The sequence below is a fragment of the Sphingomonas dokdonensis genome (genome assembly GCF_002197685.1).
Lineage (GTDB): Bacteria > Pseudomonadota > Alphaproteobacteria > Sphingomonadales > Sphingomonadaceae > Sphingomonas > Sphingomonas dokdonensis.
The window spans coordinates 477282-498279 of sequence record NZ_NBBI01000003.1; the positions used below are offsets into that span (position 1 = coordinate 477282).

Annotated in this window: 17 protein-coding genes; 5 read left to right on the forward strand and 12 right to left on the reverse strand. The window is 66.7% G+C overall.

Annotation, left to right across the window (positions count from 1 at the left end):
* Positions 1-34: 34 nt before the first annotated feature.
* Entirely contained in the window at positions 35-1990 is a 1956-nt protein-coding gene (locus SPDO_RS10695) for a S9 family peptidase (RefSeq protein WP_088367434.1), read from the reverse strand.
* A 148-nt stretch (positions 1991-2138) separates the two neighbouring features.
* Here SPDO_RS10695 and SPDO_RS10700 point away from each other — a divergent pair, with 148 nt between their 5' ends.
* Positions 2139-2711: a LuxR C-terminal-related transcriptional regulator gene (locus SPDO_RS10700; protein WP_169716257.1), complete on the forward strand. Its 573-nt coding sequence runs from the start codon at positions 2139-2141 to the stop codon at positions 2709-2711.
* Between the two features lie 119 nt (positions 2712-2830).
* On the opposite strand, the gene SPDO_RS10705 is transcribed toward SPDO_RS10700, so the two are convergent.
* The 3 genes from SPDO_RS10705 to SPDO_RS10715 all read right to left on the reverse strand — a co-directional run bounded on the left by SPDO_RS10705 (position 2831) and on the right by SPDO_RS10715 (position 4870).
* Positions 2831-3388, reverse strand: a complete 558-nt coding sequence (locus SPDO_RS10705) for a fasciclin domain-containing protein (RefSeq protein WP_088367435.1) — start codon at positions 3386-3388, stop codon at positions 2831-2833.
* 179 nt (positions 3389-3567) lie between these two features.
* Positions 3568-4032 (reverse strand): YaiI/YqxD family protein, encoded by a 465-nt coding sequence (locus SPDO_RS10710; protein ID WP_211280050.1) that lies wholly within the window; start codon positions 4030-4032, stop codon positions 3568-3570.
* A gap of 46 nt (positions 4033-4078) precedes the next feature.
* Complete coding sequence (locus SPDO_RS10715; RefSeq protein ID WP_158212182.1) at positions 4079-4870, reverse strand: DUF1206 domain-containing protein; 792 nt, start codon at positions 4868-4870, stop codon at positions 4079-4081.
* Between the two features lie 219 nt (positions 4871-5089).
* On the opposite strand from SPDO_RS10715, the gene SPDO_RS10720 reads away from it, so the two are divergent.
* From SPDO_RS10720 to SPDO_RS10730, 3 genes are all read left to right on the forward strand, one after another.
* Positions 5090-5863, forward strand: coding sequence for an SDR family NAD(P)-dependent oxidoreductase (locus SPDO_RS10720; protein WP_088367437.1), 774 nt, complete (start codon positions 5090-5092; stop codon positions 5861-5863).
* A 69-nt stretch (positions 5864-5932) separates the two neighbouring features.
* On the forward strand, positions 5933-7105 hold the full coding sequence (locus tag SPDO_RS10725; RefSeq protein WP_245829388.1) for a P1 family peptidase: 1173 nt from the start codon (positions 5933-5935) through the stop codon (positions 7103-7105).
* 19 nt (positions 7106-7124) lie between these two features.
* Positions 7125-8843 (forward strand): amidohydrolase family protein, encoded by a 1719-nt coding sequence (locus SPDO_RS10730; protein ID WP_088367438.1) that lies wholly within the window; start codon positions 7125-7127, stop codon positions 8841-8843.
* A 13-nt stretch (positions 8844-8856) separates the two neighbouring features.
* Here the strand turns inward: SPDO_RS10730 and SPDO_RS10735 are convergent, their stop codons facing one another.
* Positions 8857-11100, reverse strand: a complete 2244-nt coding sequence (locus SPDO_RS10735) for a TonB-dependent receptor (protein WP_088367439.1) — start codon at positions 11098-11100, stop codon at positions 8857-8859.
* 275 nt (positions 11101-11375) lie between these two features.
* Between SPDO_RS10735 and SPDO_RS10740 the strand changes: the two genes are divergently transcribed.
* The gene (locus tag SPDO_RS10740; RefSeq protein ID WP_088367440.1) at positions 11376-12650 is read left to right on the forward strand and encodes a WcaI family glycosyltransferase; all 1275 of its coding nucleotides are present in this window, start codon (positions 11376-11378) and stop codon (positions 12648-12650) included.
* Between the two features lie 74 nt (positions 12651-12724).
* Here SPDO_RS10740 and topA read toward each other — a convergent pair whose 3' ends face one another.
* The 7 genes from topA to SPDO_RS10775 form a co-directional block, all read right to left on the reverse strand.
* On the reverse strand, positions 12725-15301 hold the full coding sequence (topA, locus tag SPDO_RS10745; RefSeq protein ID WP_088367441.1) for a type I DNA topoisomerase: 2577 nt from the start codon (positions 15299-15301) through the stop codon (positions 12725-12727).
* A 144-nt stretch (positions 15302-15445) separates the two neighbouring features.
* Complete coding sequence (locus tag SPDO_RS10750) at positions 15446-15832, reverse strand: hypothetical protein (RefSeq protein ID WP_088367442.1); 387 nt, start codon at positions 15830-15832, stop codon at positions 15446-15448.
* Complete coding sequence (locus SPDO_RS10755) at positions 15829-17184, reverse strand: cytochrome P450 (protein WP_088367443.1); 1356 nt, start codon at positions 17182-17184, stop codon at positions 15829-15831. The genes SPDO_RS10750 and SPDO_RS10755 overlap by 4 nt, the downstream gene beginning before the upstream one ends.
* 14 nt (positions 17185-17198) lie before the next feature.
* Positions 17199-17993, reverse strand: coding sequence for a glutathione S-transferase family protein (locus tag SPDO_RS10760; RefSeq protein ID WP_088367444.1), 795 nt, complete (start codon positions 17991-17993; stop codon positions 17199-17201).
* Positions 17994-18064: 71 nt separating this feature from the next.
* On the reverse strand, positions 18065-18445 hold the full coding sequence (locus SPDO_RS10765; RefSeq protein WP_088367527.1) for a cytochrome c-type biogenesis protein: 381 nt from the start codon (positions 18443-18445) through the stop codon (positions 18065-18067).
* A gap of 23 nt (positions 18446-18468) precedes the next feature.
* Complete coding sequence (locus tag SPDO_RS10770; RefSeq protein WP_088367528.1) at positions 18469-18993, reverse strand: DsbE family thiol:disulfide interchange protein; 525 nt, start codon at positions 18991-18993, stop codon at positions 18469-18471.
* Positions 18990-20948, reverse strand: a complete 1959-nt coding sequence (locus tag SPDO_RS10775; RefSeq protein ID WP_088367445.1) for a heme lyase CcmF/NrfE family subunit — start codon at positions 20946-20948, stop codon at positions 18990-18992. Before SPDO_RS10775 ends, SPDO_RS10770 begins: the two co-directional genes overlap by 4 nt.
* Between the last annotated feature and the right edge of the window lie 50 nt (positions 20949-20998).

Consider the following 20998-nt stretch of genomic DNA (forward strand, 5'->3'; position numbering starts at 1 on the left):
GATCGCGTCTTAGCGAGTCCTGCCGCTCGCGCGATCAGCGCGCCGGCTGCTCGAACAGGCGGCGCAGGAACACCGTTTCCACCTCGCGGCGCAGATCGTTGTTCGGCTTCTTGTAGAAGCCGTGGCCTTCGTCGGCGAAGAGCACGTACCAGGCCTCGTTGCCGTTCGCGCGCAGCTTGTCGACGATCTGGTCGGATTCGAGCTGCGGCACGCGCGGGTCGTTGGCGCCCTGCATCACCAGCATCGGTTTGGTGATGCGATCGACGCTGGTGATCGGCGAAACGCGCTGGAGCACCGCGCGCATCTTGGGATCACGCTCATCGCCATATTCGGCGCGGCGATTGTCGCGGCGATACGCCTCGGTACGTTCAAGGAACGTGATCCAGTTGCTGATCCCGTACCGCTCGACCCCGCCGACCAGACGATCGGAATAATGCGTCATCACGGCAAGGCTCATGTAGCCGCCGTAGGATTGGCCATAAACGGCGACGCGGCTCGCATCGAGACCCGGCTGCTCGCCGATCCAGTCGAGCAGGGCGCCGATGTCCTTTACCGAATCCTCGCGCTTTTCGGCATTGTCGAGATTGAGGTAGCGCTTGCCATAGCCGTCGCTGCCGCGGACATTGGGAAGGATCACCGTCGCCTTCAGCACGTCGGCGAAATATTGCGCGCCATAGTTCCAGATCGGGCGGGTCTGCGCCTCCGGGCCGCCGTGAATGTCGATGATGACGGGCGTACGCGTGCCCGCAGGCACGCCCTTCGGTCGATAGACGAACGCCGGCACCGACAGACCGTCAAACGACGTGAAGCGGATCAGCTCGGGCTCGGCGAGCTGGGCCGGGTCGAGATCGCCGAGCTCCGACGTGGTCCAGCGCGTCAGGCCGGCACCGAGCACATCCCAGGCCCACACGTCGCCCGCCGACGTGGCGGAGGTGAGGCCGATCGCGAGCTGCTTGCCATCGAGCGAGAATTTCAGCGCGGTGAGCACGCCCTTGGGCAGGGTCGGTTGCGGCAGCGCGCGACGGGTGATGCGATCCTGCACCACCACGCGCGAGAAGCCGTCCTCGTTTACCGAATAGGCGAGGACGCGGCCATCGTCCGTCACGTCGTAGCTTTCGACGTCCCACTTGAGGTCCGGCGTCAGCACGCGCTGGTTGCCGGTGGCGAGGTCGATCTCGACCAGCTGGCGCGTGTCGCTGCCCCGATCGGAGATGGCGATGAGCGACTTGCCGTTGGGGAGGTAGCGCGGTTCCTGATAAACGGCTGCTTCCGCCTGCGGGGCGATCCGGCGTGCCTTGCCGGTGGCGAGATCGAGCTCGAACAGCTGGTCCTCGCGGTTCGACAGGCTGCGCACGAAGATCAGCCGCGATTTGTCGGGCGCGATGTCGGCGGGAGCAACCGCACCGTCCGCCTGATAGAGCGTGCGCGGTGTGCCGCCGGCCTTTGGATCAACCCCCAGGATCGTATAGGCGGCGCTACCCTTGGTTGCGCGCGCCCAGGCAAGGAGACTGCCGTCCTTGCTGAACACGGGCGAGCCGTTGCGCGTGCCGGCTTGCGTCAGCTGCTGCGCGGTGCCGGTGAGGCCACGGGCATACAGCTGAAACCATTCGTCGCCGCCGGTATCACGCACCATGACGAACCGGTCGGTGCCGGGGATGACGCTGGCGCCGGCTATCGGCTCGGCGCCGAAGGTGACCTGGGTGCGCGCGGCACCGGGGCTGGCAACATGGTGCAATTGCTGCGTGGCGCCGAAGCGCGTCGCGATCAGCATCGAGCCGTCGGGCAGCCAATCCTCGAACTGTGCGGCGCGGCTGTTCTGATAGCGCTGCACTGCCTCGCGCACGTCGGCGGGGATCTCGGGCACGCCCGACAGCGTGGCGCTGCCGACCTGCCGCTGGTTGACGGCGGAAGCGGGCGCGCCACTCGTCTGTGCAAAAGCGCCGGCACTAAGAGCGGCGAGGCTGATCGAAGCGGCGAGTTGTTTGAGCATGGCTCCATTGATCGGCCCTTGGCGGGCGCGGCGTCAAGCGCGCGTGCATCGCAACCGGTGACATAAGTCACTGGTGCGCAGCGCGACCGGCGAACAGGGGCGAGCGATCAATTGCCAGCATGGCCGTGCTGGGGCTACGGTGCCGAGCATGTCGCCCCTCGCCATGATCAGGGATAGTTCTGTCGCCGCGGTTATCAGCGACCCCAATCTTGCCGATACGCCGATCGTTGCGTGCAACCAGGCGTTCGTGGATCTGACCGGCTATGCCGAAGACGAGGTGGTAGGGCGCAATTGCCGGTTCCTGCGCGGACCGGATACCGAGCCCGAGTTGACAGAGGAATTGCGCCGCGCGGTTAGAGAGAAGCGCACGACGCTGGTCGAGATCCTGAACTATCGCAAGGATGGCACTCCGTTTCGCAATGCAGTGATGCTGGCACCAATCTTTGGCGAGGATGGTGCGCTGCGGTACATGCTGGGATCGCAACACCCCGTCGATGAAGCCGGTGCGTCGGCGCAGGCGCGGGAAGCGATCGCCCGTCTGTCGGAGAGGCAGCACGATGTTTTGGTGCGCATGGCGCGCGGACTGATGAACAAGCAGATCGCTTACGAAATGAACATCAGCGAGCGCACGGTGAAAATGCACCGAGCCGCCTTGTTAAAGGTGCTCGGGGTGCGCACGGCGGCCGATGCCATCAGGGCCGCAGTAGAGGCTGGCCTGTAATAAAGGTGATGGGGAGGCGGGGACCGCCGCCTCCCCATCTGCCGGCCCTGCGCAGGGGCAGAAAACAGGGCCGGTTGGCTGACGCCTGAGGCTTGGTCCTGGAAGCGGACCGCGTGGGATCAGCCGCCGGGCATCAGAACTTTGTTGATGACGTGCACGACGCCGTTGGACTGCGGTGCATCGGCCATCGTGACGGTGGCGCTGCCGCCGGCCGCATCGGTAATCATCACCTTGCCGCCCGACATGGTTGCCTTGAGCTGCCCGCCCTGAACGGTGGTAAGCATGGTGGTGCCACCGCCGGCCTTGATCTGCTTGGCAAGATCGGCGGCGGTCACCTTGCCGGCGACGACGTGATAGGTGAGGACGCTGGTTAGCTGTGGCTTGTTTTCCGGCTTCAGCAGCGTGTCGACCGTGCCGGCGGGCAGCGCGGAAAAGGCGGCGTTGGTGGGCGCGAATACCGTGAACGGTCCGGTTCCGTTCAGCGTATCGACCAAGCCGGCTGCCTTCACCGCCGCGACCAGCGTGCTGAGGTTCGGCATGGCCGATGCGTTCTCGACGATCGTTTTGGAAGCGCTTGCCGCAGCAGGCGCCATCACCGGCAGCGGCTTGGCAAAAGCGGGTGCGGTTGCTGCCAGGCCACCGGCCGCCAGGATGATCAGAGCGCGAGAGACAGACATTCACCGTTCCTTTCAGATGATCAGAAATGCTGATCGGTGAATGCACAGGTTATCGAAGCGTTGCAGCGACTATCAGCCTGCTTAAGATCTAGATTTCCACTTAAGTTGCTATGGTAGAGGGCAAAACCAGATTATTTGTATCTGGTTCTGCCCTTAAGGGCAGGTAAGGTGGGTAACGTTCAACTTCGCTGACGCTGGATACGCACAAGCGCCGCGTCAAGCGCCGAGAGGAAACGCGAGCGATCCTCCTTGCCGAAGGGCGGCGGGCCGCCGATGCGATCGCCACCGGCCCGCAGGTCGCTCATGATCGCGCGCACCGCTACCGCGTTGCCGATCGAACTGGCGGTGAAGGGCTTGCCGTTGGGCGCGATCACCGCACCCGCGCCGCCCTTGATGCAACGATCGGCGAGCAGGATGTCGGCAGTGATGACGACGCTTGCCGTGGTGACGCGCTCGGCAATCCAGTCATCGGCGGCGTCGAAGCCGTCGTCCACCACCACGCGGCTGACCAGCGGATGCGGCGGCACACGCAGGTGCGCGTTGCTCACCACGGTCACCGGCACGTTCAGGCGATATGCGACGCGATAGATCTCCTCCTTTACCGGGCAGGCGTCCGCATCGACGAGGATCATCGGTTGAACCATCGGCGTCTCATGCCCCGGCACGTGACGGCATGTCGACCGGCAAGCCTCAGACGCGATTGACGGCGCGGCGCACCATGCCGTCGACCGGGGCATCGTGCAGACGGCGATAGCGTGCCTCGATCAGCCCGAAGATGCCAAAGCCGAGCAGGCCGATGGCGATCACGATATCCCAGGGATTGGTCAGCCAGCCGAGCGCCTTTTCCATGCCGCCGGCCTGTTCGCTACGCTCCTGGAAACCGGCGCTCAGCAGGAAATAGCCGCTGATCATGAAGACGAGACCGCGTGCGGCGTAGCCGATCCGCCCGCTCCATTGCGCCCACGCCTGGCGCGCGACTCCGGGGTCGAGGTGCTCCAGAAATTTCGCCCTGACCGCCTTTACCATCTGCAGGATGCCGACGCCGACGAGGATCAGCCCGCCCAGCATCACCAGCACGCCGCCGCCGGGCAGCGACATGGCGGTCTGTGCGCCCTCCTGCGTCGAATCGCCGCCGGACGATGCCGCGCCCTGCATTAGTTTGATCGCCTGCCAGGCAAGGAACAGGTGGATGACGCCGCTGGCCGCCGCGCCGACGCGTTCCAGGACGCCGTGCTTGTCGTCATCGTGGCGTTCGATGTTGAAGGCGGCGTCGGACAGGCGCCAGATGCCGTAGCCGATCAGCCCGGCGGCCATGATGCCGAGCAACAGCTGCCCGCCGCTTTCGCCAAGATAGCGTAGCGCGCCGGCGGGGTCTTCGGCGCGCCCGGTGCGCAGGATCAGGAACGCGATGACGAGATAGAGCGCGCCGCGCACGGCGAAGCCCAATCTGGTGAGCATGGTGAGCCGTGCGCTGGTGTTCATGCGGATTGTCCCCTTTTCTTCTCCGGGCAAACCGCCGGATCGGCCGGTTCGTTCCGATCGCGACATGGTTAAGGCCGAGGCCAACGCGCCCGGTGCTTGCCGATGCCCGATATACACGCGGCGCTTGCCAGCATGGCACCAGAGCGGCGATGGCGGATGACGGGGCAAAAGACCCCGTTCGGCGCCGCGCCACAACCGCGGCGAAACAGGAGAGCGGCGATGGACCTGGGGCTTGGCGGAAAGACGATCTTTGTGGCGGGCGGTAGCCGCGGCATCGGGCTTGGCATCGTGGAGGCGTGCCTGGCGGAGGGCGCGCGCGTGGCGATGACGGCGCGCGGTGCGCCGGCGCTGGCGGCAACGCACGAGATACTGGCGGCGCGTTATGGTGCGGAGGCGGTCTGGAGCGCGGCGGGAGACATGACCGATCCGGCGCAGGTCGAAACGCTGATTGCCGCGGCGGAGGAGGCGATGGGTCCGCTGTGGGGCGCAGTGGCGAATGTCGGCCTGCATCCGTGCCCGCCCGGCCTTGAGGTGGATGACGCCACCTGGCGCGGCGGCATGGCGCAGAATCTGGACTCCGCCTTTTATCTCGGGCGGTCGGCGCTGCGGCGGATGATGCCGCGCGGCGAGGGATCGGTGCTGATGATCGGGTCGATCGCGGGGCTTGCCGCGCTGGGCACGCCGCTGACCTATGGCACCGCCAAGGCGGCGATGGGGCATCTGGCCAAGGAGCTGGCGGTAATGGCGGGACCGAAGGGCGTGCGCGTCAACACCATCGCGCCAGGCAACATCATCTTTACTGGGGGCGACTGGGAGGAGCGATCGACCGGCGCGCGGGCGGAGAGCTGGTGGCGGTGGATCCGGCGCGAGGTGCCGCTGCAACGTTTCGGCAAGCCTGACGAGATCGGCAGCGTGGCGGCGTTCCTGCTGAGCCCGCTTGCCAGCTTCGTGACGGGTGCGATCGTGCCGGTGGACGGCGGGCAGGATCGCTGACCTTCAAGGCTCCGGCGCTGGACAGCGCCGTGCGATGTGCGATGACTCGCGTCGAGAGGGGAACAGGGAATGGCGCGGATTGGCCGGATGCTGGCGTGTGCGCTGGTCGGCGGGGGATTGCTGATGGCGAGTGCGGGTGCGGTGGCCGATGAGGCCGCGCCGGTGGTGCAGCGTGCACGAGAAGCGGGCCTGCGCTTCGGCATTCTCCAGCCGGGCAGGCTGAACGCGATCACCGATGTGGCGGGCGTGAAGGTGGGACACACGACGCTGGTCGAGGGCACGCGCGTGCATACGGGCGTGACGGCGATCCTGCCGCACGGGGGCAATCTGTTTCAGGACAAGGTGCCGGCGGGGTTCAGCGTCGGCAACGGTTTCGGCAAGTTCGCCGGCAGCACGCAGCTGGTGGAGCTGGGTGAGCTGGAAACGCCGATCCTGCTCACCAACACATTGTCGGTGGCCGATGCGATGGCGGCGAGCGTCGAATGGACGCTCGCACAGCCGGGCAACGCGGAGGTGCGATCGGTCAACGCGGTGGTGGGCGAGACCAATGATGCACAGCTCAACGACATTCGGGCGCGCAGCGTGACGATCGCGCACGCCCGCGCGGCAATCGACGCGGCGAAGACCGGGCCGGTGGCGGAAGGCGGGGTCGGCGCGGGCACGGGCACGGTGGCTTTCGGGTACAAGGGCGGGATCGGCACCAGCTCGCGCGTGCTGCCGGCGTCGCTCGGGGGCTATACCGTTGGCGTGCTGGTGCAGAGCAATTACGGCGGCGTGCTGACAATCGCCGGCCTCCCGGTGGGCGAGCGGCTGGGTGGATACCTGCTGGAGGATGCGGTCGCTCGGCAGCAGGGCGACGGATCGGTGATCGTCGTGATCGCCACCGATGCGCCCCTGTCCGACCGCAACCTGAAGCGGCTGGCGACGCGCGCCTTCATGGGCATCGCGCGGACGGGATCGCCGATGACCAACGGGTCGGGCGATTATGCCGTCGCCTTTTCGACGCACCCCGACGTGCGGCGGACCGCGGCGCGGCGTGCAGGCGCGGCCAGCTATCCCGATGTCGGCAATGACCAGATGACGCCGCTGTTCCAGGCGGTGAGCGAGGCGACGGAGGAGGCGGTGGTCAACTCGCTGTTCGCCGGCCGCACCGTCACCGGGTTCCGCGGCACGGTGGAACGGCTGCCGGTCGACCGCGTGCTGGCGATGTGGCGCGCGGCTGGTCGCGCCGCGAAGCAATGATTTCATTCAAGGATCGACCATGATGCCTTCCTGCCGTTCGCTTGCCCCGCTGCTGTTGCTCTCCGTTGCAACGGTGCCGGGTGCTGCGCTTGCCCATCAGGAGGTGGCGCCGCGCGCCGCTCGGGCCGCAGCGCCGGCCGGCAACGATCCCGGCGTCGCGCCTGCTCGCGGGGTAGGCGAGGGCGCAGGGCCGTTCCGTCGGATGGTGATCCGCGGCGCGACGCTGATCGACGGCACCGGATCGGTGCCGCGCGGACCGGTGGACATCGTGATCGAGGGCAATCGGATCGCCGACATCCGCCAGGCGGGCTGGCCGGGATTGCCGCTGAAGCCGGGCCGCGCGCCGCAGGATGCCGATCAGGAAATCGATGCGACCGGCATGTACGTGCTGCCCGGCTTCGTCGATGCGCACACGCATCTGCCCGGACCCGACAAGGCGCCCGACGCCTCCTACGCCTACAAGCTGTGGCTGGCGCATGGCGTGACGACGGTGCGCGGTGTGTCGCTCGCCTCGCCCGCTTATACCAGCCGCGACAAGGCGCGATCGGCACGCAACGAGATCGTCGCACCGCGCATCTTCAATTACCAGACGCTGGGCTCGGGCTGGTCGGGCGGGCGCATTTCGAGCCCCGACAAGGCGCGCGAATGGGTGCGCTGGGCGGCGAGGAACGACATTGATGGCATCAAGTTCTTCGGGCGCGACGATGAAACGCCCGAGGTGATGACCGCCGCGATCGACGAAGCGCACAAGAACAAGATGGGCACCGTCGCGCACCTCAGCCAGACCGGCGTGGCCAATTTCAACGGTATCATCGCGGGCCGCGCGCATCTCGACACGATCACGCATTTCTACGGGCATATGGAATCGTTGCTGAAGGATCACACGATCCAGAAAGTCTCGCCCGATTACAATTTCTACAACGAGCTCCAACGCTTCGCGCAAGTCGCCGACATCAAGGACGAGGTGTACGCACCCGGCTCGCCCGAATGGTGGGAGTATCTGCACGAGCAGAAGGCAAACGGCGTCACCTTTGACCCGACGTTCAACATTTACGCCGCCTCGCGCGACCTGATGCGGGCACGCAACGCCGATTGGCAGGGGCGCTACACCACGCCGCAGCTGTGGAATTACTTTCAGTCGACCCGCGACAACCACGGATCGTACTTCTTCGACTGGACCAGCCAGATCGAGACCAACTGGAAGGGATTCTACCGCAACTTCTTTCAGCTGATCCACGACTACAACCAGATCGGCGGCCGGGTGACGATCGGGACGGACTCGGGCTTCATCTACAAGGTTTACGGATTTGCCTATGTCGAGGAGCTGGAGCTGTTGCAGGAGGCGGGGCTGACGCCGCTGGAGATCTTCCGCTCCGCCACGGTGAACGGCGCCAAGACGCTGATGGAGCCGAAGGGCGAGGAGCCGCAGTTCGGCGCGGTGCGGCGCGGGATGCTGGCCGATTTGGTGATCGTGCCGGAGAATCCGCTCGCCAACCTCAAGACATTGTACGGCACCGGCTTCGTCCGCCTGAACCCGCAGACCAACAAGCAGGAGCGGATCGGCGGCGTGCGCTACACGATCAAGGACGGCATCGTGTACGACGCGCCGCGCCTGCTGGCCGATGTGGCCGCTATGGTGGCGCGCGAAAAGCAGGTGGTGCCGACTCCCGTGCCACCCCCGGTGATCCCGCTGGAGCCGGGCTTTGTCGCCACGGCGCAGCCGGTCGCGACGCCGTGACTGCGGGGCGCGATCAGAAGCTGCGGCTGAGGCGCAGCGTCCATTCGCGCGGGGCCACCGGATAGCCGATCGTGCCGACGCTGCCGCTGTTGTAGCGGCGGTCGGCAAGGTTGGTGACGGCGAGCAGCAGGCCCCAATCCTGCGAGTCGACGCCCGCCTGCATGTTGATCTGCGCCGCATTCGTGACACGGTGCTGCGGCTCGTTGCACAAGGCGATCGAATAGGGCGAGGCGGCGCTGTAATCGCCGCCGACGCGCAGCCGGGCCGACCCGACCGCGCGGGTGTAGCTGGCGCGCAGCTGATAGCGCAGCGCCGGGGTGAAGCGCAGGTCGAGATCGCGTTCGTCGGGGACGAAGGACGTGCAGCCGGGGCTGGATGAAAGGCGGGTGAAACGATCGGCGAGCGTCGCGATCCAGCCGCCGATCTCCACGCCGGCAAACGGGCGCGCGCTCCATTCCAGCTCAAGACCCTGGATACGCGCGTCGCCGACGTTCTGGCGAAAGATGTCCGGCGGCCCCGCGGTGACGCGCGAGGCGGAAAAGGCGATGTTGGTGTAATCGTTAATGAAATAGGCGGCGTTGATGCGCAGGCGATTGTCGAGCCAATCCGACTTCACGCCAATTTCGTGATTCCACACGGTCTCGGGCGCGATCGCGGTTTGCCGGTTGAGCACGAAGTCGAGGTTGCGCGCGCGCCCATCGAAGCTGCCGCTGCGAAAGCCCTTGGCAACGAGCGCATAGGCCATCACCTCGCCGGTGGCAGTATCGAAGCGGTAGTCGGCCTCGACGCGCGGCGACACGTCCGTCCAGCGCTCCGCGATGCGGCGCTGTGCGAGGCGGCCGTTCGGCAGGACCAGGATCGTGTCGGGCGCGGTGAGGAAGGATACGGCGTATCGCTTGCGCTCATCGGTATAGCGCAACCCGCCGCTGACGCGCGCACGATCGCCGAGCGCGAGCGTCGCCGAGCCGAACACGGCGATGCTGCTGGTATCGAGCCGCGGCTCGTACGGCGACCAATTGCCCGAAGTGCCGGGCGCGCGCGATGGCGCGTTGAAGAAATCATCGTTGCGGAAGCGCGCGTTCGGGCCGGCGGGCGTCGCGGCGCTGATCGCGGTGAGCTGATCGTTATGCTCCGCGAAATAATAGCCGCCGACCAGCCATTGTACGCGCTGCGCCCAGGCGGTGCCGGCGAGCTGCAGCTCCTGGCTCAGCTGGCGCTGCTGCTGATCCTGAAGCAGGATGATGTTGGCGCCGACACCGGGCGCATTGGCGGTCTGGTCGAAGCCGATGCGGGAGCGGAGCGTGCGGTGTGCGGTGATGCTGGTGAGTGTCGTGGCACCGGCCCGGTATTCTGCGCGGAGCGACACGCCATCGGTGTCGGTGCGGTTGAGCGGATCGGTATCGGCGGATGTGAAAGAATCGATCGATCCGTTGGGGTTGACGAAGCTGTTCGTGAAGCGACCCGGGCGCGCCGGATCGGCCGCGAAGCGTTGTGGAAAGCGTGGGGTGGAGCGATCGCGCGTGATGTCGGCGCTGGCCTGGATCGTGAGATCGGGCGCGGCTTCCCACAAGATCGCGGCACGAGCGCCTTGCAGGTCCTGATCGTTGACCCGGACGCCGTTGGTCAGATTGCGGCCCCAGCCGCGCTGATGGCGCGTCAGGCCGGAGACGCGCAGCGCCAGCGTCTTGCCGAGCGGCACGTTGGCGGCGGCGCGCGCGTCGATCCGGCTAAAGCTGCCGACCGTCACGTCCGCCTGTGCCGCGGGCGCGGCGACCGACGGTTTCTTCATGACGAGCTTGATCGCGCCGCCGCTGGTGTTGCGGCCGTAGAGCGTGCCCTGCGGCCCGCGCAGCACCTCGATCCGCTCGACATCGAGGAGATCGAGCAAGGCGCCGGTGGAGCGCGGCAGGATCACATCGTCGACGTAGATCCCGACCGGGGGATCGTTAGTGAAGATCGAATCGCCCTCGCCGACGCCGCGCAGGAACACGAGCGCGCCCGAACTGGTGCCGAAATTGCGTTGCAGATAGAGGTTCGGCACCGCCGCGCCGATCCGATCGAGGTTGACGATCCCCTCGTCTTCGAGCCGGGCGGCAGGCAACACGGTGAGCGTGACGGGCACATCCTGCGCAGGCTCTTCGCGCCGTTCGGCGGTGACCAGAATGTCGTCGGCTGCCAGCGCGGCGCCGCGATCGTCAGCATATGCCGGCGCTGCGGCAACCCCCGCCAGCAGCACCAGCGCCCAATTTCGATCCATATTCCGTCAGCCCCGCTCGCGAAGCGGCAGCGCGCTATGGATAAGCTGATCCGAGGTCAAGCCGGTGCGGGTCGAGGACCCTAACACCAGCAAACATATGTTTACACATTATTAACTCAGGTTAATTAATCCTTAATGGACAAAAAAGATTTTCGAGAGAACATTCGACGCTGAGAGCGGGAAATCCGCCTCCGCAAACAGGGGGGTCGCATGCCGGGTGGGGACTTGGATGCTTCGACGCGTGATGGAGCGAGCATAGCGCGTGGTTGGGTCGCATGACCCAAGCGCTTCGCATTCTGATCGTCGGGCAGAACTATGCGCCGGAGCCGGTCGGGATTGGGCCGTGCACCGCGGGCATGGCGGAAATGCTTGCCAGCGCGGGTCACCAGGTGCGCGTGGTCTGCGGGACGCCTTCCTACCCGCAGTGGAAAGTTCTTCCGCGCTACCGTGGCCTGCGTTTCCGCCGGGCCATCGAGAATGGCGTGCGGATCGTTCGCCTGCCGCATTATGTGCCGGCGGTACCGGGCGGCGTCCGGCGGTTGCTGTATCTCGGCAGCTTCGCCTTTTTGGCGCTGATGGTGATTTGCGCGATCATCATGCGGCGGCGACCCGACGCGGTGGTGGCGATCATTCCGTCGACCCTGGCGGCGATCGTCGCGGGGCTTTGCGCCAGGGCTTTTCGGCTGCCCCTGTGGGTGCACGTGCAGGATCTGGAGGCGGAGATGGCGATCGCGACCGGGCAGATCGGGCGATCGAAATGGGTGATCGCCGCCGCACGCTGGGTTCAGCGGCTGGCGCTCCATAGCGATCGGCTCAGCAGCATCTCGCCCGCCATGTGCCGGCATCTGGCGACAACACAGCACCCGCCGCAGGATATCGTGGAGTTCCGCAACTGGGCGCGGCCGGACGTGCGGCCGATCGACGCGCCGTCCGCCTTCCGCGAGGAATGGCAGATCGAACAGCGCCATGTCGCGCTTTATTCCGGCAACATCGCCGCCAAGCAGGGGGTTGAAATCATCGCGGAAGCCGCGCGGCTGCTCGCCCACCGACAGGATCTGCTGTTCGTGATCTGCGGCAATGGGCCGCGGCGACAGGAGTTGGCCGACAGCGTCGCCGATTGTCCCAATGTCCGCCTGTTCGACCTGCAACCGGCCGAGCGGCTCGCCGACCTGCTCGGCCTCGCAAGCGTGCACCTGTTACCGCAAATGGCCGGCGCCGCCGATCTGGTGCTGCCATCGAAGCTTCCGAACATGCTGGCGTCCGGGCGGCCGGTGGTCGCCACGGTGTCGCCGGACACCGATCTCGGCCGCGAACTGGGCGAATGCGGGCTGATCGTGCCGCCGCACGATGCCGCTGCCTTTGCCGATGCGATCGTCCGGCTGATCGACGATGAGGCGCTGCACGCGAAGCTTGGGCGCAACGCGCAGGCGCGCGCGGTGGAGCGGTGGAGCAAGCAGGCGATTCTGGAACAGTTCGAGCGCGAGCTGTTCGCGGTGGTCGATGGCCCCGGCGGCGACGACGATTCGCCGGGTGCCGCGCAGGCGACCTGATCGGGTCGCACTCGATCACTGGTTGAAAGGACCCGGCGCAGGGACGGACGCCACCGTCCCCGCGCCGCTCACGATCACTCCTTTGCTGCGGCCTTTTTGGTCGCCGCCTTTTTCGGTGCTGCCTTTTTCTCGGCGGTCTTTGCCGCTGCCTTGGCCGGTGCCTTCTTGGCGGGTGCCTTCTTCTTCGTCGTCTTGCCCTTGCTCGGCATGGCGGCGCGCGCGTCGATGAGCTGCGCGGCTTCCTCCAGCGTCAGCGCGTCGGGCGCGATCGTCTTGGGCAGAGTCGCGTTGGTTTCGCCGTCTGTGACATAGGGACCATACCGCCCTTCCATCAGCTTGAGCTCAGCCTCGGTGCGCGGATGCTTGCCGAGCACCTTGAGCGGTTCGCGAGAGCCGCGCTGCGGGCGGCCACCGCCGGCCGCGGCCTCGGCAAGCTTCACGACGGCAGCGTTCATGCCGGTTTCGAACACGTCGGCCGCGCTCTGCAATCGGGCATATTTGCCGTCATGCTGCAGATAGGGCCCGTAGCGACCGATCGAAGCCACGATGTCCTTGCCCGTCTCGGGATGCTGGCCGATCGTGCGCGGCAGGCTGAGCAGCTTGAGCGCCAGTTCGAGGTCGAGCTCGCCCGCATCCTTGGGGATCGAGGCGCGCTTGGCGTCCTTGCCCTCGCCCAGCTGGATGTACGGCCCGAACCGTCCGACCTTGCGCTCCACCGGCAGCCCGGTTTCGGGATCCTGGCCGAGCTGTTCGGGCTCGCCGCTGTCACCAGCCTCACCGCCCGCCTGCGCAAAGCGCCGCGTGTATTTGCACTCGGGATAGTTGGAGCAGGCGATGAACGCGCCGAAGCGGCCGCCACGCAGCGCGAGCCGGCCATTGCCGCAATTGGGGCATAACCGCGCGTCGCCGCCGTCCGCCTTTTGTGGGAACAGGTAATCCTCAAGGAAAGTGTCGAGCTGTTCGGTGACTTCGCTCGGCTTGAACTCCATCACCTCTGCCGTGCGCGGCTTGAAATCGCGCCAGAAGCTTTCGAGCACCGCCTGCCATTGCGCGCGGCCGCCCGAGACGTCGTCCAGCTCCTCCTCGAGCTCGGCAGTGTAATCATAGCCGACGTAGCGTTCGAAGAAGCGTTCGAGGAAGGCGGTGACGAGGCGCCCGCTTTCCTCGGCGAAGAAGCGGTTCTTCTCGACGCGCACATAGGCGCGGTCCTTCAGCGTCTTGATGATCGAGGCGTAGGTGGAGGGGCGGCCGATGCCGAGCTCCTCCATCCGCTTGACCAGCGAGGCTTCGGAGAAGCGCGGCGGCGGCTGGGTGAAATGCTGTTCGGCGTCGACCGACTTCTTGGCCGGCGAATCGCCGTCGCGCATCCGCGGCAGGCGCTTCGCATCCTCGTCGGCGCTATCGTCCTGCCCTTCTTCGTAGAGCGCGAGATAGCCGGGGAAGAGCACGACCTGGCCGGTCGCGCGCAGCACGTTGCGCCCGGTGCCGTCCGCCATGTCGACGGTGGTGCGCTCCATCCGCGCCGATGCCATCTGGCTGGCGAGCGCGCGCTTGAAGACAAGGTCGTAGAGCCGGGCGTGATCGCCCGAGCCGACGCGGTCGCGGCTGAAGTCGGTCGGGCGGATCGCCTCGTGCGCTTCCTGCGCGTTCTTGGCCTTGGTCTGATACTGGCGCGGCTTGTCGGGCACGTAGCTCGCGTCATAGCGGTTGGCGATCGCACCGCGCGCGGCGTCGATGGCGCTGCCGTCCATCTGCACGCCGTCGGTCCGCATATAGGTGATCGCGCCATCCTCGTAGAGCTGCTGCGCGATCCGCATCGTGTGGTCGGCGGAGAAGCCGAGCTTGCGCGCCGCCTCCTGCTGCAACGTCGAGGTGGTGAAGGGCGGCGGCGGGTTGCGCGTCGCGGGCTTCGTCTCGACGCGCTCGACGGCGAAGCGGCCGGCCTCGACCGCGGACTTGGCCTTTAGCGCATCGCCCTCGTTGCCGATCGACAGGCGATCGAGCTTCTTGCCGTCCCATTGCACGAGGCGCGCGGTGAAGGGCGTGCCGTCCTGCTCCATGGCGGCGGTGACCGACCAATATTCCTGCGCGCGAAACGCCTCGATCTCGCGCTCGCGGTCGACGATCAGGCGCAGCGCCACGGACTGCACGCGCCCGGCGGACTTGGCGCCGGGCAGCTTGCGCCACAGCACCGGCGACAGCGTGAAGCCGACGAGATAGTCGAGCGCGCGGCGGGCGCGATAGGCGTCGATCAGATCGGTATCGAGCTCGCGCGGGTTGGCCATTGCGGTCGTCACCGCGGCCTTGGTGATGGCGTTAAAGGTGACGCGCTGAACGTCCTTGGGCAGCGCCTTGCGCTTCGCCAGCACTTCCTGAACGTGCCAGCTGATCGCCTCGCCCTCACGATCGGGGTCGGTGGCGAGGATCAGGCGGTCGGCACCCTTGGCGAGATCGGCGATCGCCTTCAGCTGCTTGGCCTTGTCGGCGTAATTTTCCCATTCCATCGCAAAGCCCGCGTCGGGATCGACCGAGCCGTCCTTGGGCGGCAGATCGCGGACGTGGCCGTAGCTCGCGAGAACGCGATAGTCGGAGCCGAGGTATTTTTCGATGGTCTTCGCCTTGGCGGGCGATTCGACGATGACGAGTTGCATTGGCGCCTAACTAGGAAGTCTCACACGTATGCGCGAGGGTGGAGATGACGGCGCGGTGCCGTCAAGCCGCCGGCGCGCTGTCGTACAGGTGGCCTATTGTTGTTCCGCTTTCATGAAAACAGCAAGGCGCGATCGTCGGGGATGCTATGCCTGGGTGGTCGCCGCTGCGACTGGGGTGGCGCGCCAGGCGAGGAGAAAGCCGAGCGCAAGCGCGAGATCGATCCCGGCGAACAGCAGCACCGCTGACGGTGCCTTGCCGCCGGCGAACAGCAGCAGCGCGGGAACGCCGAACGCCAGCTTCTCGGCAACGCCGGTCAGCATAAGCGCGCGATAGCGGACGGGATCGCCGCCAATGACCCAGAAGACGAGCTGGAACGCCGAGGCGGTGCCGATAAAGCCATAGGCCACGAGTTCCGCGTTCGCCGGCTGCGGCAACAGATATTGCGGCAACAGCGCGAGGAGGCCGTACACCGCCGCCCCGCGGAACCACCAGCGAACCCAGTGCGGTGCGGCAGCGATCGCAGCCGTCATGCCGCCTTGGCCGCGCGCTCCGGCGTGAACTCGACCTCAAGCCGACGGACGGCATGGACGAAATTGTTGGGCGCGATGTCCATCTCGCCCGTCCAGCGAATGTCGGGGAAGCGCGCGAACATCTGGCGGTACGCTTCCTCCAGCTGAAGCTGCGCGGTCATGCGGCCGATGCAGATGTGCGGCCCGTGGCCGAACGCGATGTTCTTTTCGGCATTGGCCCGCGTGATGTCGAACCGGTCAGGATCGGGGAACATCGCAGGATCCCGGTTGGCGGCGCCATAATACATGATCACCTTTTCACCCTCGGCAATCCGCTGCCCTTCGAGTTCCACGTCCCTGGTGGCGGTGCGGCGCATGTAGATGACGGGCGAGACCATGCGCGTGATCTCGTGCACCGCATTGGTGAGCAGGCTGCCGTCGGCCTGCAGCTTCGCCTTCTGCTCAGGGTTTTCGGTGAACAGCTTCATCGCGCCGGAAATCGAGTTGCGCGTCGTGTCGTTGCCGGCGAACACGATCAGCAGCCATGCGCCGTCGAGGTAAGGATCGGGCAGCGGATCACCTTCCACTACGGCATTGGCGATCGCGCTCATGAGGTCGGGCTGCGGATCGGCGCGGCGCTTGGCAAGCATGTGGCGGCCGTATTCGAACATCTCGCCGACGTTCTTGTTGAACAGCTCGATAAAGGCGGCGATCTGCGGGTTGAGCTCGCCGCCGGTCGCCATCTGCTCGGCTTGCTCGGTGGCGATCTGCTGCGCCATTTCGAGGAAATGGATCCAGCCGATGAACTTTTCGCGATCGGCCTCTGGTACGCCCAGCATCTCGCACAGGGTAAAGATCGGCAGGCGCTGTGAGAATTTCTCGACGAGGTCGCACTTGCCGAGCGGCGCCATGGTATCGAGCAGTCGCGTGACCTCGGCCGACACACGCTCGCGCAGGCCCTTGATATAAGTGGCGGTGAAATAGGGCATGTGCTCGCGGCGCAATTCCCGATGGGGGCGCGAATCGAGGTTTATCATCGAATTGGTGGAAGCGGAGAACAGGATTGGGTGGCGCGTCTCCTGCGGGCCGAGCGCCATCAGGATGCCGCCCTTCTCGCTGCTGTAGGTCTGCGGATCGCCGTTCACCTTCTTCACGCCTTCGAAGCTGGTGACGGCCCAGAAGCCGACGCCGTCGCGCGGCATGGGGTGCCACATGACGGGTGCTTCGGCGCGCATCCGGGCGAAATCGGCCCATGGCTGGCCCTGCGTGAAGCGGCGTATGTCGGTGAGGTCGACGCCGGGCAGGGTGGGATAGGTCTGGCCGAAGGTGGGGCCGTCGCGGCCTTCGATGATGTGATCGCTGACGAGATGCATGGATGGCTCCGGGTTCAGGCGAGGTCGGGCGTGAAGCGGATGTTGCCGCGCGAGAGGCCTTGGGTGACGACCTCCAGCCCGCCGGACTTCACCATCCATTCCAGCCGGTGATCGCGGTATTCGCGCTTGAAGAGCCCTTGGTCGAGCAGCTTGGCGACATCGCCCATGCCGCCGGTGGAAGCGGTGGCGGTTGCCTCGGCGACGGTATCACGAACGGACGGGCGCGCGTTGGCGCGGGCAAGCCATTGGGCGAGCTTGGAGCCAGGCTCTGGCGCGATGCCGTGACCGACCGAGCCGTTGACGTACGGCACGACCGACAGGTCGCCCCAGCCGAACGCGTCGCCGTTGAACCATTCGCGGTCGCCAAGCTCGCGCTCCAGCCAGCTGAAATAGCCACGCACCTGCTCCGTGGCGCGGGTGCTGAGCGTTTCGCCGAGCGCGCCCTCGGCGCGGCGGAACCAGCGCAGTTCGGACAGGCCCCAGTTCACCGCCTCAAGATGCGTGTCGACCACCTCCTCGATCATGCGCACGCGCGCACGGTCGGCCGGTCGGGCAGGGAGCAGCGACGGGTTCGGCCACGCGTCTTCGATATATTCCAGAATGATGGTGGAATCGAAAACGCCGAACCCGTCATGGATCAGCGCGGGCACCTCCGCGCGCGGATTGGCCGCGACGAAGTCACCTGCCGCGCCGCCGACGCCGATGCCGCCGGGCACCGCCGTGTCGAATGCCACGTCCTTCTCGCGCAGCGCGATCTTCACCTTCTGCGCATAAGGCGACAGCGGGTGATCCCAGACCGTCACGGCCATGCCGCACCTCCCCATAACTTTTGTTCTGAGGACGCTATGCTGCCCGGCCGCGGGAATCCAGTCCTATTCTGCTACTTGTTTCGCCGGCGGAAGCTGGCGCGGGCAAGCCAGAGGCCGAACGTCAGCAGCAGGAGGGGCGCGAGCCATAGCGGCAAGGTGGCGGCGCTGACCGGCGGATCATAGGTAACGTAGTCGCCGTAGCGATCGATCAGCCAGGCGCGCACCTCGTCTGCGCTTTCGCCCGCGGCGATGCGCTGGCGCACCAGGCTGCGCATGTCGCCCGCCATGTCTGCGTCGCTGTCGACGATCGCCTGCCCCTGGCAGACGAGACAGCGCAAGGTGGCCATCAGCGCGGTGGCCTCAGCCTCCTTTGCGGGATCGGGCAGCTGCACGTTGGCGTAATCGGCGGGTGCGCGGCTTTGCGCCAATGTGGGTGCGGCGAGCGCCAGCATTACCAGCGCGAGGAGGCGGCGGATCACCGGGCGGCGCGCCACGCGGCGGCGAGGTCGGCCACGTCATCGTCGCGGATGTCGCCGACGTGCTGCTTCACGATCACGCCGCGCGCGTCGATGACGAAGGTTTCGGGTACGCCGGACGAGCCGAGCGCGAGCTGCACCTGACTGTCGCGATCATCGCCGATGCGCGTGTAGGGATCGCCGTTGCGAGCGAGGAACTGCCGGATCGCGGGGCCGGTGTCGCGGATCGCGATCGCGTCGATCGGGATGCCCATGGCCTTCAGCTTCATCAGCTGCGGCGCCTCGGCGATACAGGGGACACACCAGCTGGCGAAGATGTTGAGGAGTCGCGGCTGGCCCTGCACATCTGCGGTGGAGAGGCCCGGCTTGCCGGCGACGATCGGCGGAAGGTCGAAGGTGGGCAGCGGCTTGCCGACCATTGCGGAATAGACGGTGCGATCGGTCGGCTTGCGCAATTCGCGCACCGCGAACGCCATCGCCAAGGCAAATACGGCGAGCGGGAGCCAGAGGAGCCAGCGCCTCATGCGGCCCACGCCTCGCGGTGCGCGGCTGCCTCGGCTGCTTCAATCGCGCGCTTTTTCTGGCGCCGATCGCGCAACCAATGGCCGAGGATCGAGAGCGCACCGCCGCCCGCGATCAACAGGCCACCGAACCAGATCAGCGTCACCCATGGCTTCCACCAGAAGCGCAGCTGCCAGCGCCCGGTCCCGTCAGGCTGGCCGAGCACGGTGTAGAGCTGGCCGTCAAAGGCGGTGAGGATCGCGCTTTCGCTGGTGGTCGTCGGCGGGTTGGAAAAGAAGCGCGATTGTGGGGCAAGCAGGCGGGTCGACCCATCGCCGCGCTGCACATCGAGCCGCGCTTCCAGCGCGGACCAATTGTCGCCGATTACAGGGCGGATGCCGCGCAGGGTGACGCGATAGGGGCCGACCGTTGCAGATTCGCCGATCGCCTTGGCAACCAGCACTTCGCGGGTAAAGGCGGTCGAGGCCGCCATGCCGGCCAGGCTGACTGCGATGCCGAGATGCGCCACGACCATGCCATAGACGAACAAGGGCGTCCGCAGGAGATTGCGCCCGGCGAGCGGCGCGACGCTGGCCACGGCCAGCCCGGCCGCGAGCGCCAGGCCGAGCATCGGCAGCATGTTGAACCAGCCGGCTGCCACGACGAGCGCCACAGCGGCAATGCCCGTCGCGACGATTGGCCAGGTCAAGCGCCGCACCAGCGCGCCGAGCGTATCGCGCCGCCAGCGCAACAGCGGCCCGGCCGCCATGACGACGACCAAGACCAGCGCGATCGGCCCGGCGGCTTTTTCAAAGAACGGCGGACCGACCGACAATTGCGTGCCCATCGCGGCGGCGAGGATCGGGTAGAAGGTGCCGATCAGGACGATGCCGAGAATGACCGAGAGCAGCAGGTTGTTGGCGACCAGGCTGCCCTCGCGGCTGACGAGTTCAAAAGTGTTGCCGGCGCGGACCACGCCGATACGCGTGGCGAACAAGGCGAGCGCACCGCCGATGTAGAGCGACAGGAGGATGAGGATAAAGGTGCCGCGTTCGGGGTCGACGGCGAAGGCGTGGACGCTGGTGAGGATGCCCGAGCGGACGAGGAACGTGCCGAGCATCGACATGGAGAAGGCGACCACCGCCAGCATCACCGTCCAGGCGCGCAGGCCGTCGCGCGTGGCGAGCACGCTCACCGAGTGAAGCAGGGCGGTCGCCGCCAGCCAGGGCATCAGCGAAGCATTCTCGACCGGATCCCAGAACCACCAGCCGCCCCAGCCGAGCTCGTAATAGGCCCAATAGCTGCCCGCGGTGATGCCGATCGTCAGGAACACCCAGGCGGTGAGTACCCAGGGACGCATGGCCCGGGCGAAGGCCGGGCCGACATCGCGGGTGATCAGCGCCCCGACCGCAAAGGAGAAGGCGACCGACAGGCCGACATAGCCCGCGTAAAGTGTGGGCGGGTGAAAGGCGAGACCGGGGTCCTGCAACAGCGGATTGAGGCCCTGTCCGTCGCTCGGCGGGTTGGGAAGGCGGGCGAACGGATTCGAGGAAAACAGGAGAAAGGCGTAGAAGCCAAGCGCGATCGCGGCCTGCGTGCCGAGCGTAGCGGTGAGCGTGCGCTCCGCCACACGCCGCTCGAGCAGGGCGACGGCGCCGCCCGCCACGCCGAGGATCGTGACCCACAGCAGCATGGAGCCTTCGTGATTGCCCCAGGCGCCGGCAAATTTGTACAGCCACGGCTTGGCCGAATGGCTGTTCGCCACCACCAGCGCGACCGACATGTCGGATTGCAGGAACACGCGGATCAGTGCCGCCATGGCGAGCAGCGCAAGCCCGCCCTGCACGACAGCGACGGGGCGCGCCGCACGGGCGAGCGTGTCGTCGTTGCGGCTCACGGCAAGCGCTGCGAGCATGAGCTGCATCGCGGCAAGCGCCGCGGCAAGCCACAGCGCGACGAGGCCGGCTTCGGCGATCATCGCGCGCCTGCTACGGCCGGCCGCCGTACGGCGGCCGACGGGATCGTCAG